Source organism: Clostridium sp. UBA7339 (assembly GCF_002470865.1).
GTDB lineage: Bacteria > Bacillota > Clostridia > Clostridiales > Clostridiaceae > Clostridium_J > Clostridium_J sulfidigenes.
The window spans coordinates 483,768-496,628 of sequence record NZ_DKPI01000006.1 but is presented as its reverse complement, the minus strand read 5'-3'; the positions used below and the strand labels follow the sequence as shown (position 1 = coordinate 496,628).

Here is a 12,861-nt window from a genome sequence, read left to right as displayed (position 1 = left end):
GTTATATCAGGATTTTAGAAGGAGGAGAAAATGAAATCAGCTAAAATTAAACAATCAGATGAGATGGAAGTTAAAGATTTAAAGAAATTAAATGTTTTTATTTCAATAGGATGTATGTTAGGAAGTATACTTTTTAATTTGATATTAAGTAGTGATGATAAAGTGTACCATAGTATAGCTCCAGTATTATTAGTACTTACTTTAATATTAAATGTAATAAATATAGTATTAAACGTTAATAAGAAACCAATATATAAAAGTGTTTACATTTTAATTCCAATACAAGGAATTCTAGTAGTATTATCATTATATCTAGAAGTTGTAAATTGCTTAACACTAGAAAGCACAATTACAAAAATAATAATATTTTTCAACTTTATAATAGTAAATTCATATATTTTTTATAAAAGAATAATAGTAAAAAATGAAGACTATATTAGCAGTGTTAAAAAAGGTACCCATGGAAGATATATAAAGAGAGATTTAAGTGTTTCATTAATTGTAACTGCAATATTATTAACAATTGCTAAAGTTATAGACTCTAGTCCAATAATAATTGAAGAAGGTAATGGAGATAAATTTATTTCAGGTATTTTTTTGATAGGAGTTACTGTATGTTTAAGTATTGTTTATATAATAGCAATATCTAACTATTTGTATAGTGTTAAGGATAAAAAATTCCCCAAAACATATTAAATTAATATGATAAAAACTTATATATATGATGTATAAGAAGGGTGTTATTAAAAATATAGTTACAATTTAGAAGTATTATACTTAATAAAAAATTAGAAATAAAATTTCGGTATACCTAATATACTGGAATTTCATTTATTTTATATACCATAGAATTAATTAGTTATTTTAGTTTTATATAAAAAGATTTAAAAGTATTTCTACGTAAATTATACTTTAAATGGTATAAGTAAGTTTCAATAACTAAGTCCTTGAATTTTGATGTTAAATTTAAATATACCTTAGAAGGAAATGATGTATTTTATGAAGAATTAACTAAGGAAAGTTGTGTAGAAATCGTTATCTAGGGCGCAGTAACTCTTAGTAAAACTTAGGGATATAGCCATCAGATAAGATAGTATATGCCTATGGTGTTAATGGTTTAGTAGGTTTTACTCTAAATGGTAAAGAGTATTTCTACATTAGAAATTCACAGAGTGATATCATAGAAATAATAAATTCTATTGGAAAACAAGTTGTTTCTTATATTTATGGCACCTGGGGCCAATTAATATCTGTGGATTAAAAAGGAAACTCCTTTTCATATACATTCAAATGAGTAAGTTCCACTAACCAAATTAAAATTTGGAGTGTCACTTAAAGCCTTAGGAGAAAAGAATCCTTATAGATATAGAGGATATAGATACGATACAGAGACTGGATATTACTACTTGCAATCAAGATATTATAATCCTGAGTGGGGGAGATTCTTGAATGCGGATGGAGTAGTATCTACAGGACAAGGTATGTTATCTCATAATATGTTTGCATATTGTGTTAATAATCCCGTAATTTTTAAAGAACCATTAGGTTTGGCGCATTGTATGTCAAATGAATATGGTGGTGAGGCGGTTTTGGTGCCGCTGCTATGGTTGGTAGTGGAGCGCTAGCAGACACTGTAAAAGGAGCATGGTATGGCACTGTTGGAACAATAGGAATTGTTTGGAAAATTATAACTTTTTCTAGTAACAACAGTAAAAATGATAATTCTAAGGCTAAAAGAAATACTAATACATCGAATTTAACTAATCAAGGAAAGGTAATTGGAAATATAAAAGGGGCACCGCCTGTAGATGCTGGCAAACAAGGTAAACATGTAATAGGACACCATCAAATAAGCAAAGTCTATCAGAAGGAAGAAATAAATCAACATGGTCTGAAGGAGAAAATGGAGTGGATTTAACACAAGAAGGATGGCTAAAAGGTAGGATTACAAAGAATCCTAATGTAAGGGTATGGGATACAGGAAGGGTAATTGAGTCCAATGGAGAAACGCAAGTTAATGTTAAATATTCACCTACGGGGGGAACTATACATGGAGTTCCATCATTTAAGAAAGGAAAGTGATCAAATGGATATTATAGAAATAGTTAAAAGTCTATATAGGAGCTCAGCTGGATCTTATTTATTGCTTAAATATGTCAATAGAGGGTATTGGATTGATAAGTTGCAGGAATATTTTCCAAATAAATATATTGATAACCTTACGGAGTTTAATTATGATAAGTGCTTTTCTATGTATATTAATTTATCAGATAACAAAGGAAGTATAGGTACTGAAGAATTTGATAATTATATCTTAGAAAATGAAAACTTATATATACTTAGTATAAAAATTTCTGTATTAGCACCGTATTGTATATTTAAATATGTAAGATACTATGTTGATGAAGAAATAAAATGTGAAACTAGTTCTATACCTTATTGTGAAGAGCATATGGAGTTTAATAAAATAATAAATAATTTTATTTCAGATTATCACCTTATTCTTTTGGATGATAATACACTAATGAGAGAAGTTTCGGATATATGTCTTGAACTAAGAGAACCTCCAGTAAGTGTGTATAATTGTCTTTTTCAAGATTGTTATTCATATTATCCTTATTCAATAAACAAAGTAGAGTAAAACTATATATTTAATTTAAGAAAATTAGCTTAATGATTGCCTATAAGATATTCTTTTAGTTAATATTTTATAGGTAATCTTCTATAGAAGCTTGTGTTTATATAACTTAATTTAAAATAAGAGGTGTAAATTGATGGATATGATATTATGGTTAAATGAATGGTATAAAGATAATTGTGATGGTGATTGGGAGCACTACTATGGAGTAGAGATATGTACTCTAGATAACCCGGGATGGAAAGTAGATATAGACTTGGTAGACACTTATTTAGAAGATGTAGAATTTAATAGAGTTCAAATATATATTGATGATTTAAATTGGATCCATTGTAGTGTTGCAGATGGAGTATTTAAAGGAAGAGGTAGTATAGATAAGTTAGAGGAGATATTAAAAATATTTAGAGTATGGGCTACTGAAAATAAAAAATATCATTAATAAAGTAGTGTAAATATATAAGAACAAAAGTGCTAAGAGTAAGTTAGAAAAGTAATATTATAACGTCGGCAGACTAGAATATCTGTTGGCGTTTTTTATCTTTTTAAAACTACTAGTATTTTTAAAGATATTTTGATTATGAATAGAATTATAAAAATAAAATAATTATACAAGATATTGAATGTTAAAAAATTATATAGAAGGAAAAAGAGCATTTCATGAAGAAATAATGGTAGTAGTGAAATAAAGGATACCTATGATGCCTTAAGAAGAATTGAAATTGTAAATAATTGAAGGAAAATAGAATATTATTATAATGAATTAAATCAACTTATAAGAGAAGTAAACCACGTATTAAGAAAGACTATAGTATATACATATAATGAAGAAGGAAATATATTTAAGTGTAATTAGTTTAATAAAAAGGAGTGAAAAAATTTGATTAGCTTAGATATTAAGGTGAAAAATGGATATAGTAATTATCTAAATAAAATCTTAAATGGTGTTAATTTATTTAATTATGTTTGGGAAATAAATGCTGATAATTTTTTATATTTTGACAATGGTGAGTTGAAAGAAGATTTTTTTGGAGCAGATGTTTTAAATGCAGAAGAATTCATTAAGTGTATATCAAGAGACAGTTATTACATGATATTTGCTGATATAAAAGTATATTCTCTTGGTAGTGAGCGTATCGAAATAAAAACATTCAAAGACTTTTTAAGAAGCAGTTGCGTAATGATTATTTTATGTACAGATTCATCAGTTATAGAATTTTATTGCAAAGATAGGGATATTCTTGATAAAGTATATAATAATTGTATAAATAATGGTTTTGAAAAAGTAGAGTACAAGTCTGCTGCTGATGTTTCAGAAAGAAGTATGATTGCTTGGTAGGTAAAATTTTATAGCATAATAATAATCCTGCAGTAAGAGGAGAAATCTTTTCAGTTGTATCAAAAGAAAAATCAAATATATATTATAATCCTGAGTGGGGAAGAGTCTTGAATCCATATGCTATTAGTGGAAGTATAGGTGAATTATTATCACATAATATTTTTGCTTATTGTAATAATAATTCCGTAAATGGTAAAGACCCTAATGGGTTTAGAACTATATATACTCAAGGTGAAGAAACAGTTACTATGAGGGATGATTCGTATAATACTATAAATATATATAGAAAAAGAAAAGGCTCTGATACTAGCACTGTAACTAACTCTAAGGAAATAAATTAAAAGATATAATACTTTAATTTGCAGTGGCAGATGACTTTACAGCCAGTGAAGGATGGGTAGCAATAAGTGTAGATTTAGGTATTGGTGTAATTACTGAAGGGGCAAAATGGCGAGTCACAGAGATTATTGAAAAGTTTTATTGGAACTTTATAAGGAGAGATGAAAGATGAATGGCAATAATAAAGGTACATATGCAGTAGCAGGAATAGCTGTCTTTATTATATCAAAGATTATACTTGGAAGTTTAGGAATAGAGAATGTACCAGTACCCATTATCATAGTCGCACTAGTAGCTTCATATGCCATGTTTTTAATTGGAATACTTAATAAAAAATTAATAGGAGGAGAGAGAACTTGTTATATAGTAAGTGCAATCTCATTGGTAGCTACTATTGTTAGCACTATAATAATAGTTATATTTTTAAGTTATTTTCCACAAAATGTAGAAGAATATAAAGTGTTATTGCTAATATTATTAATAATTAGTATATCATCGCTTCTATGTTTGACTATTGCAGGAATGATAATTAAAAAAAAGTATCAAAACTAGTTATCATATGATAAAAAGTTATATATGATGTATAAGAAGAGTGCTATTAAAATATAGTTACAATTTAGAAATATTTGTATTTAATAAAAAATTAGAAATAAAATTCCGGTATACTTAATATATTGGAATTTTATTTATTTTATATACCATGCAGTTCAATTACTGAGGGGGTTGGTACTAAATATACCAATGAAACGAGAGATGGAATAAAATCAGGATCATTCTGGGCACATCCGTCTATGATTTTGGAATCAATCTTGGTAAAGGAGCTATTCATGTTGTTAAAAATGGAACTAAGGCACATAGCGGAAAAGTAATGAGTTATGGAGCAGGGATTACTGATACTTTTATCGGCAAAAGTAAATATATATTAAGTGAGACAATAGATACATTTAAAGGTTCTATAAAAGGATTTGCTGCAGTTGGACTAGTATCAAGTGATGTAAGTAATTATATAAGAATATGATGGAAATATTAAACACGCTGTAATAGGGTAGGCAGTAGATTCTTTAGCAGTGGGAGGAAGTCTATTATTAGATAAGACGGTAGAAAAGATAAAATTTTCAATAATATCGGGAAGTTAGAAGGAGGAGAAAATGAAATCATCTAAAATTAAACAAGAAGAAGAGATGGGAATTATAGATTTGAAAAAATTAAGTATTTTTGTTTCTATAGCATTTATGATAGTAAGTTTAATTTTTAATGGAGCATTACTAATGGATAAAGAGGTGTATTCTAATGTATCGCCAATATTAATAGGATTATCTATAATATTAGGTATAGTAATGTTAATATTAAGTATAAATGAAAAAAGAATATATATGACGTATCATATATTTGGATCAATACATGGAATTGTAGCATTGCTATCTATTTATTTAGTTTGTGTAAATCAGCTAGTGCCTCAAAGTTTAATTACAAAAGTATTGATATTTTTTAATTATTTATTTATAAATTTATGGGTTTTTTATAAAAGAATAATAGTAAAAGATAAAGATTATATTACTAGTGTAAGTGAAGGCACTCATATAAAATATCTTAAAAAAGATTTATTATTATCTTTAATTATTTCTGCGATAATAATAACAATTGCTAAGGTGCTAGATTCAAGCCCAATTATAATTGAAAAAGGAGAATTAAAACTGTTTATTGTAAGTATTATAGGGATAGGTGTTACCATATGTTTTAGCATATCATACATTACAGCAATATCTAATTATCTGTATAATATAAAGAATAACAAGTCATTTCAAAAATTGTGCAAATAAAATTTGAATAATATATTTAGGATGCTTGAAATGTATAATGGAGTTTTTGCAGCAATTTTGGGAGTAATAATATTTTAAATTATTGTAAAGAAAACTAATATGATAAAGAAATAAATAATATATTACATCTTTATAAGGAGAGATGAAAGATGAATGGCAATAATAAAGGTACATATGCAGTATCAGGAATAGCTGTCTTTATTATATCGAAGCTTATACTTGGAAGTTTAGGAATAGAGAATATACCAGTACCCATTAGCATAGGTGTACTAGCAGCTTCATATGCTATGTTTATAATTGGAATATCGAATAAAAAGCTAATAAGAGGAGAGAGATCTTGTTATATAGTACTTGCAATTCTATTCGCAATCGCAATTGTTAGTGCTATTATAATGGCTTTATTTTTAAGTTATTTTCCTCAAATAATCACAGAATATAAGGTATTGTTGTTAGCACTACTAATAAGTGGTATATTGGCACTTTTAGGTATAATTATTATATCAATGATAATTATAAAAAAATATCGAAAATAGTTGTTCTATAGTTTAAATTTATATATGTTACATAATAAGGAGATTATTACTATTTATTAAAAGATTTAGAAAGTAAATTTCGGTATACTTAATATACTGGAATTTTCTTTATTATATATACCATGGAATTAATTTGTTATCTTAGTTTTATATAAAAAGATTTAAAAGTATTTCCATGTAAGTTTTACCTTAAATGGTATAAAAAAATTTCAATAACTAAATTTCTAAATTTTGCTATTGAACTTAAATGTACCTTAGAAGGAAATGATGTGTTTTATGGGGAATTAACCAATAGAGTTAAGTATATTATCGAGTTGAAACTTTTACTAAAGGGGAAGTGAAAAATAGTATGATAAATATCTTTATGAATATTATTATTTTCTGTATAAGTATATATTTAAATTGGAAATGGGTTATATCTTTTCAAAGAGCATTTAAACCATTTGATGATAGTTTAGAAAAGAAGAAAAGAAAAGATGAACTTAAAAAGGGAATAAAATATTTGATTTTAACAATTATATATTCTTTCATAGGCTTACATTACTTGAATGATATAAGATGACATAAAGTTAAAGTGAGAATTTGTAACTTAACATTATTAAATGAGAGGTGGTCAATATAAATCAAAATGTATATAAAATTACAATAGATAAAAGTGTATAGTAGAAGATCAATTGTGCAAAAGTAAATGGAAACTATGAATGAGACTATTTTACTATATACATATAAAACTAGTATAATATTTAGCTATAAAACTATATAACTATTTGTTGTGTTCATGCGGGTTTAAGAGGTTTACCCATTAGAATAGTATTAAGGTAACAATAAAATAATAATTAAAAACCAAAGAAAATAGAGTATAATTAGTATGGGATTTAATTTTTTTATGTATGGGGGATAATTTAATGGATGCAGTAAATCAAGTTTTAGTTCTATCCATTATGATGGTTATAGGAATATATGCTAGAAAGAAAGGCTTTATAGATGATAGAGTAGAGAAGGGATTAAGTGCAATATTAATCAATATAACTTTACCATTAATGATCATAAATAGTTTTTGCTTAGAATTTGATAAAGCTATTATGGGAAATGCTATAAAGATATTCTTCTATTCCGTAGTTATACATTTGGTGTTACTTATTTTATCAAGATATATTTATATTAAGGCTAGTGATAGAAAAAAACCACTACTTATATTTACAACATCTTTTTCTAACTGTGGATTTATGGGTTATCCAGTATTAAACAGCATTTTTGGAGAAATAGGAGTGTTTTATGCTTCAATTTTTACTATGGTATTCACTGCTTTAGTGTGGACCATAGGGGTATCTTTGTTTACAGGGAAAATATCTATGAAGGAAGCTAGTAAAAGCATTTTAAAGAATCCATCCATATGGGCTGTAATTATAGGAATTATAATATTTGTAGGTCAAATTAAACTACCCTTTGCCATTAACTCAACTGTAAAAAGTGTAGGAAATATGACGACTCCAATATCTATGATAATCATTGGATCTATGCTTTGTGGTTCTAACATAAAGGAAATGATAGGAGATTTTAGTTTATACTATTTATCTATAGTTAGACTAATTTTAGTTCCTATAGCAACATATTTTACTATGAATATGTTTAATATAGATTCAATGTTGGTAGCTATATGCACTTTACTTATGGCTATGCCAGGAGCGGTGGTAGGACCTGTAATTGCATTATCTACTGGTGGAGATGGTAAGTATGGCTCACAGTGTGTATTTATAACTACACTTTTATCCGTAATAACTATTCCACTATTTATATATTTAGTAAGATAATTAATTAAATAGGTAATAGGTTTTAATGATTTGGCTATTTTAAATAAGTATAGAAGGGAATGTAAATTATATATGTTTGATTTAGATGATTGCATTGCATTTATAACAAATAAAAGTGCAAAGAAATTAGCTGACGAATTTAATAGAAGATTACAAGAGAATGGTACAACTAGAGTACAATGGATAGCTTTATTTTATATAGGTAAAGCAGGAGAAATTTCTCAAAAAGAACTTTCGGATTATATGGATATTAAAGAGTCTTCAATGGTAAGACTTATAGATAGAATGGAAAAGGAAGAGTTAGTGGAGAGAAGAAAGGATTCAGAAGATAGAAGAATAACAAAGATAATATTAACTGATAAAGGTAAGTTTTTAAAAGAAGAACTTATGCCTAGAGGACAAGTGTTCCAAGATGATGTATTAAAGGGAATATCGAAAGAAAATTTAGAGATTTTTAAAGAAGTTTTGCAAAGGATGACAGATAATATATGTTAGCTATTGACAATACCACCCCATGGTGGTATTTTTATATCATAAATACTTGTAGTGCTAACTATTGCACTAGCAACTATTAAATGATATGGGGGTATAGATATGAAAAAAGATGTAAGAGAAATGTTAAATGACTTTATGAACGGACTTGGTGAATTAGGCGAAACTAATGGAGAAAATGTTAACGCTTTCATGGGACTATTAGGTAAGACTTATGAAGAGGGTGCATTAGATACTAAAACAAAGGAATTAATTAGCGTTGGAATTGCTGCTTATAACAGATGTGAATATTGTATAGTTTTCCACGTTTACAAAGCTTTAGAAGCAGGAGCAACTAGAGCTGAAATAATGGAAGCTGCTATGGTATCTGTTGCCTTTGGTGGAGGTCCTAGTATGGCATATTCTGTAACTTTATTAAAAGATGCTGTTGATGAATTTGAAAAAGATTTTAACTAAATAAGATTTTAAATTTAAGACCTTGAGTATTATACTCAGGGTCTTAAATCCAGAATCTTAAACTAATATATATTTGGTATTAAAGGAGAGGTTGAAATGGATATTAAGTTGGAAAGTCTATCAGGAAAAAGCAAGTCTGCTAAAGTAGGCAAAATTAATATACAAGTTGGAGAGAATGTTAAGTTAAATGATGTAATGTTCCAGCTAGAAACAAATAAAGGAAATTCACCTGTAAAAGCTAAAGGAAGCTATAAAATTGAAGAAATAAAGGTTACAGAGGGACAAGAGGTAAAGGTTGGAGATACATTACTTATAGTAAGTGGAGAAGCTTTAGCTGAAGAAACTAAAAAAGTTGATTACTTTGGTAGCTTAATAAAGGGTAAAAAAGAAAATTTAAATATAGATCTTTTAGTAATAGGTGCAGGACCAGGAGGATACGTTTCTGCTATATATGGAGCTAAAAAAGGTTTGGAAACTATAATAGTTGAAAAGGATAATTTAGGAGGGACTTGTCTTAATGTAGGATGTATTCCTACAAAATCTCTAGTTAAATCTGCTGAAGCATACAATGAAGCATTAAATGGAGAAGAATTTGGATTTGAAGTAAAAGATATAAAGCTAGACATGAAAAAGGTCATAGCTAGAAAAGATAAAATTAGAAATAATTTAGTTGGTGGCATCGACTATTTATTAAATAAAAATAATATAAGACTTATTAAGGGAGAAGCATCTTTTATAGATAACCATAAAGTATTAGTGAAAAAAGGTAAAGATGAGTATATTATTGAAGCTAAAAATATCATTATTGCTACTGGTTCTAAAATATCAAAAATAAGTATCCCAGGCATAGAGTTACCTTTTGTATTAAATAGTACAGAAGCTCTTAGTAACACAGAATTACCAAAATCAATTACTATAATTGGTGGTGGAGTTATTGGTATGGAATTTGCATTCCTTTATTCAAATTTTGGTGTTAAAGTAAACGTGGTTGAATACGAAAATAGAATCCTTAACATGGTGGATTTAGATGTCTCTGAGGAAATACTTGATATAGCAAAATCAAAGGGCATAGGTATATATACAAGTTCAAAGGTTACTAGAATTGAAAAATCTGAATCAGGTGAAGGTGTAGTTATATTTGAAAATGAAGGTAATGAGAAGCTTTTAGTTTCAGAAAAGGTATTAGTAGCAATTGGAAGAGAGCCTAATATGGAAGGGCTAAATCTTGAAAATACTGATATAGAACTAAATGATAGGAATAGAGGTATAAAGGTTGAAGGTAATTTAAAGACAAATGTGGAAGGAATATATGCTATTGGAGATGTTAATAGCAAGATCCAATTAGCCCATGTAGCTTCACATCAAGGAATTGTAGCAGTTGATAATATATTAGGAAAAAATAAAGAAATGAAGTATGAATGTATTCCTAATGTAATATTTACAGCCCCAGAAATTGCTTCAGTTGGTCTCACTGAAAAACAATGTATTGATAAAAATATGAATATAAAAATAAGCAAGTTCCCTTTTGCAGCCAATGGAAAAGCCTTAACTATGGGTCAAGAGTATGGATTTATTAAAATAATAAAAGATTTAGATTCAGGTAAAATGGTTGGAGGGTCAATAATAGGTCCAGATGCTTCATCATTGATAAGTACGCTAACACTTATTATTCAGCAGAATATTTCAGAAGAGAGCATAGCAGAGACTGTATTTGCACATCCAACTACAGGTGAAGGTATACATGAAGCAGTATTAGGATTATCTATAGGAGCAATACATTATAATGAATAAAGTAATTATTTCAAAGGAAGTTAATCCTTATTATAATTTAGCCTTAGAAGAAGAATTGTTAAGAAATATAAAGTCAGAAGAAACCATATTATATCTTTGGCAAAACGAAAATACTGTAGTTATTGGAAGAAATCAAAATCCTTATAAAGAATGCAATTTAGATTATATGAAAGAAAACCATATTATATTAGCTCGAAGAATTTCTGGAGGTGGAGCAGTTTTTCATGATTTAGGAAATTTAAACTTTACTTTTATAACAAAGGAAATTGAGAGTAACTTAGATAAACAACTTAAGGTTATAAAAGGTGCTGTAGAGTCCTATGGTTTTAAGGTTGAGTTTTCAGGAAGAAATGATTTGCTTTTGAATAATAGAAAGTTTTCAGGACATGCATTTTATTGTGAAGATGGTAATTATTTTCATCATGGTACTCTTATGATTGATGTAGATATTACTAAACTTGAAAAGGTTCTTACTCCATCTAAGTTAAAATTAAAATCTAAAGGCATAGAATCAGTAAAAAGTAGGGTTATAAATTTAATAGAGGTTTGTAGTGAATTAAATGTAGATAATTTAATTCAGTCATTGGTAAATTCCTTTAAGAATATTTATGGAGAGTTGCAAAACCCATATATTTATAATATGAGTAGTTATGTACCTAAATTATATGATAAATACTCTAGTAAGTTGTGGAATTATGGTGAGAGTCCACAATATGATGTAGTTCTCGAAGAAAAAACTGTTATAGGTAATATAGATATAAATTTATCAGTGGAGTCAGGAAAAATAGTAAAGGCTAAAATATTTTCAGACACTTTAGAGAATATAAATTTAGGAAAAGTTGAAGAGCAGCTTATAGGCATTATATTCGCTAGAGATGAAGTTGTAAAATTAATAGATGACTATATAAGACAGGTATCAGAAAAATATGTATAAAAATATTTGTATAAATCATAATATTCATAGGCTAAAATATATTTACCTAATCTAGATAAGTCAAGAAAATTTAACATTTTTGATATGGATTATATTTTAATGATATAATCCATATTTTTATGTAAAATAACCTTGGTAATTAAAAATAATGTAGGGTATAATATGTATATTGTAAATATAGTAGCTAACAAATAAATTATTGCTAATATATTAACAGTATATTTATTATTGTAAAACTATGGAGGATTATAGCATGAGAACAATTTATAAAAACCCTAAGGAATTAGGTGCTTGTTTAAGAGATATTGTAGATTTATACAGAGATGATTTAATGACCTATGAAAAATTATCAGATAAGGTTATTAAAATTGTAGATTCTAATGTAGAAAGATTCTTTAAAAATGGTGATGTTGAAATAAAGATTGCAAATATTCTAGAGGAAGATAGAATAGCAATTATAAAAGATATATTAGATAAAAATAATTAAAAAATCTTATTATAAATTTATAAAAAAAGATGAGCTTTATTGATTAAAATTTTATTGATTAAAATAATGTAAGCTTATCTTTTTTATTTAGCGTTAAAAAATAAGTATATAAAATATACAAACATTTATATAGAAAGAGTTGTGTATACTAAAGTTAATATATTAAATTTAATTTATATATAGCAATGTTAAATCCGTGTTAAATAATCAGGTTTTGTTACAAA

At 27.1% G+C, this 12,861-nt stretch carries 20 protein-coding genes; all 20 read left to right on the top strand.

The window, feature by feature from the left end; genetic code table 11:
* Positions 1 to 30 precede the first annotated feature (30 nt).
* The 20 genes from B2S02_RS05780 to B2S02_RS05685 all read left to right on the top strand — a co-directional run bounded on the left by B2S02_RS05780 (position 31) and on the right by B2S02_RS05685 (position 12,637).
* Complete coding sequence (locus tag B2S02_RS05780; protein ID WP_346920422.1) at positions 31 to 696, top strand: hypothetical protein; 666 nt, start codon at positions 31 to 33, stop codon at positions 694 to 696.
* 629 nt (positions 697 to 1,325) lie between these two features.
* On the top strand, positions 1,326 to 1,625 hold the full coding sequence (locus B2S02_RS05775) for an RHS repeat-associated core domain-containing protein (RefSeq protein ID WP_346920421.1): 300 nt from the start codon (positions 1,326 to 1,328) through the stop codon (positions 1,623 to 1,625).
* Positions 1,604 to 1,918 (top strand): hypothetical protein, encoded by a 315-nt coding sequence (locus B2S02_RS05770; protein ID WP_346920420.1) that lies wholly within the window; start codon positions 1,604 to 1,606, stop codon positions 1,916 to 1,918. Before B2S02_RS05775 ends, B2S02_RS05770 begins: the two co-directional genes overlap by 22 nt.
* Entirely contained in the window at positions 1,909 to 2,082 is a 174-nt protein-coding gene (locus B2S02_RS05765) for a hypothetical protein (RefSeq protein ID WP_346876400.1), read from the top strand. The genes B2S02_RS05770 and B2S02_RS05765 overlap by 10 nt, the downstream gene beginning before the upstream one ends.
* Positions 2,051 to 2,641 (top strand): hypothetical protein, encoded by a 591-nt coding sequence (locus B2S02_RS05760; RefSeq protein ID WP_346876401.1) that lies wholly within the window; start codon positions 2,051 to 2,053, stop codon positions 2,639 to 2,641. The genes B2S02_RS05765 and B2S02_RS05760 overlap by 32 nt, the downstream gene beginning before the upstream one ends.
* A gap of 133 nt (positions 2,642 to 2,774) precedes the next feature.
* On the top strand, positions 2,775 to 3,077 hold the full coding sequence (locus B2S02_RS05755; protein WP_346876402.1) for an immunity 53 family protein: 303 nt from the start codon (positions 2,775 to 2,777) through the stop codon (positions 3,075 to 3,077).
* 438 nt (positions 3,078 to 3,515) lie between these two features.
* Positions 3,516 to 3,974 carry a DUF2691 family protein gene (locus tag B2S02_RS05750; RefSeq protein ID WP_346920419.1) on the top strand — a complete coding sequence of 153 codons (459 nt, stop codon included), beginning with the start codon at positions 3,516 to 3,518 and terminating at the stop codon, positions 3,972 to 3,974.
* A 107-nt stretch (positions 3,975 to 4,081) separates the two neighbouring features.
* Positions 4,082 to 4,315: a hypothetical protein gene (locus B2S02_RS05745; protein ID WP_346920418.1), complete on the top strand. Its 234-nt coding sequence runs from the start codon at positions 4,082 to 4,084 to the stop codon at positions 4,313 to 4,315.
* 23 nt (positions 4,316 to 4,338) lie between these two features.
* Complete coding sequence (locus B2S02_RS05740; protein WP_346920417.1) at positions 4,339 to 4,485, top strand: hypothetical protein; 147 nt, start codon at positions 4,339 to 4,341, stop codon at positions 4,483 to 4,485.
* Positions 4,482 to 4,865, top strand: coding sequence for a hypothetical protein (locus B2S02_RS05735; RefSeq protein WP_346920416.1), 384 nt, complete (start codon positions 4,482 to 4,484; stop codon positions 4,863 to 4,865). The genes B2S02_RS05740 and B2S02_RS05735 overlap by 4 nt, the downstream gene beginning before the upstream one ends.
* 316 nt (positions 4,866 to 5,181) lie before the next feature.
* Complete coding sequence (locus B2S02_RS05730) at positions 5,182 to 5,331, top strand: hypothetical protein (RefSeq protein WP_346876407.1); 150 nt, start codon at positions 5,182 to 5,184, stop codon at positions 5,329 to 5,331.
* 130 nt (positions 5,332 to 5,461) lie between these two features.
* Positions 5,462 to 6,133, top strand: a complete 672-nt coding sequence (locus tag B2S02_RS05725; RefSeq protein ID WP_346920415.1) for a hypothetical protein — start codon at positions 5,462 to 5,464, stop codon at positions 6,131 to 6,133.
* 149 nt (positions 6,134 to 6,282) lie between these two features.
* Positions 6,283 to 6,666 carry a hypothetical protein gene (locus B2S02_RS05720; protein WP_346920414.1) on the top strand — a complete coding sequence of 128 codons (384 nt, stop codon included), beginning with the start codon at positions 6,283 to 6,285 and terminating at the stop codon, positions 6,664 to 6,666.
* 364 nt (positions 6,667 to 7,030) lie between these two features.
* A complete protein-coding gene (locus B2S02_RS05715; protein ID WP_346920413.1) occupies positions 7,031 to 7,228 on the top strand; it encodes a hypothetical protein in 198 nt (65 codons plus the stop codon).
* Between the two features lie 343 nt (positions 7,229 to 7,571).
* Positions 7,572 to 8,477 (top strand): AEC family transporter, encoded by a 906-nt coding sequence (locus B2S02_RS05710; RefSeq protein WP_346920412.1) that lies wholly within the window; start codon positions 7,572 to 7,574, stop codon positions 8,475 to 8,477.
* Positions 8,478 to 8,549: 72 nt separating this feature from the next.
* A complete protein-coding gene (locus tag B2S02_RS05705) occupies positions 8,550 to 8,972 on the top strand; it encodes a MarR family transcriptional regulator (RefSeq protein WP_346848262.1) in 423 nt (140 codons plus the stop codon).
* Positions 8,973 to 9,071: 99 nt separating this feature from the next.
* Entirely contained in the window at positions 9,072 to 9,425 is a 354-nt protein-coding gene (locus B2S02_RS05700) for a carboxymuconolactone decarboxylase family protein (protein ID WP_035134524.1), read from the top strand.
* A gap of 96 nt (positions 9,426 to 9,521) precedes the next feature.
* Positions 9,522 to 11,216, top strand: coding sequence for a dihydrolipoyl dehydrogenase (lpdA, locus tag B2S02_RS05695; protein ID WP_346920411.1), 1,695 nt, complete (start codon positions 9,522 to 9,524; stop codon positions 11,214 to 11,216).
* Positions 11,209 to 12,150, top strand: a complete 942-nt coding sequence (locus B2S02_RS05690) for a lipoate--protein ligase (protein ID WP_346920410.1) — start codon at positions 11,209 to 11,211, stop codon at positions 12,148 to 12,150. The genes lpdA and B2S02_RS05690 overlap by 8 nt, the downstream gene beginning before the upstream one ends.
* 253 nt (positions 12,151 to 12,403) lie before the next feature.
* Positions 12,404 to 12,637: a TIGR04540 family protein gene (locus B2S02_RS05685; protein ID WP_035134530.1), complete on the top strand. Its 234-nt coding sequence runs from the start codon at positions 12,404 to 12,406 to the stop codon at positions 12,635 to 12,637.
* Positions 12,638 to 12,861: the final 224 nt, after the last annotated feature.

Coding starts and splice junctions, on each gene's coding strand:
- B2S02_RS05780 (WP_346920422.1), top strand. CDS start 31: ATGAAATCAGCTAAAATTAAACAATCAGATGAGATGGAAGTTAAAGAT.
- B2S02_RS05770 (WP_346920420.1), top strand. CDS start 1,604: ATGGTTGGTAGTGGAGCGCTAGCAGACACTGTAAAAGGAGCATGGTAT.
- B2S02_RS05760 (WP_346876401.1), top strand. CDS start 2,051: ATGGAGTTCCATCATTTAAGAAAGGAAAGTGATCAAATGGATATTATA.
- B2S02_RS05755 (WP_346876402.1), top strand. CDS start 2,775: ATGGATATGATATTATGGTTAAATGAATGGTATAAAGATAATTGTGAT.
- B2S02_RS05735 (WP_346920416.1), top strand. CDS start 4,482: ATGAATGGCAATAATAAAGGTACATATGCAGTAGCAGGAATAGCTGTC.
- B2S02_RS05730 (WP_346876407.1), top strand. CDS start 5,182: ATGAGTTATGGAGCAGGGATTACTGATACTTTTATCGGCAAAAGTAAA.
- B2S02_RS05725 (WP_346920415.1), top strand. CDS start 5,462: ATGAAATCATCTAAAATTAAACAAGAAGAAGAGATGGGAATTATAGAT.
- B2S02_RS05720 (WP_346920414.1), top strand. CDS start 6,283: ATGAATGGCAATAATAAAGGTACATATGCAGTATCAGGAATAGCTGTC.
- B2S02_RS05715 (WP_346920413.1), top strand. CDS start 7,031: ATGAATATTATTATTTTCTGTATAAGTATATATTTAAATTGGAAATGG.
- B2S02_RS05710 (WP_346920412.1), top strand. CDS start 7,572: ATGGATGCAGTAAATCAAGTTTTAGTTCTATCCATTATGATGGTTATA.
- B2S02_RS05705 (WP_346848262.1), top strand. CDS start 8,550: ATGTTTGATTTAGATGATTGCATTGCATTTATAACAAATAAAAGTGCA.
- B2S02_RS05700 (WP_035134524.1), top strand. CDS start 9,072: ATGAAAAAAGATGTAAGAGAAATGTTAAATGACTTTATGAACGGACTT.
- lpdA (WP_346920411.1), top strand. CDS start 9,522: ATGGATATTAAGTTGGAAAGTCTATCAGGAAAAAGCAAGTCTGCTAAA.
- B2S02_RS05690 (WP_346920410.1), top strand. CDS start 11,209: ATGAATAAAGTAATTATTTCAAAGGAAGTTAATCCTTATTATAATTTA.
- B2S02_RS05685 (WP_035134530.1), top strand. CDS start 12,404: ATGAGAACAATTTATAAAAACCCTAAGGAATTAGGTGCTTGTTTAAGA.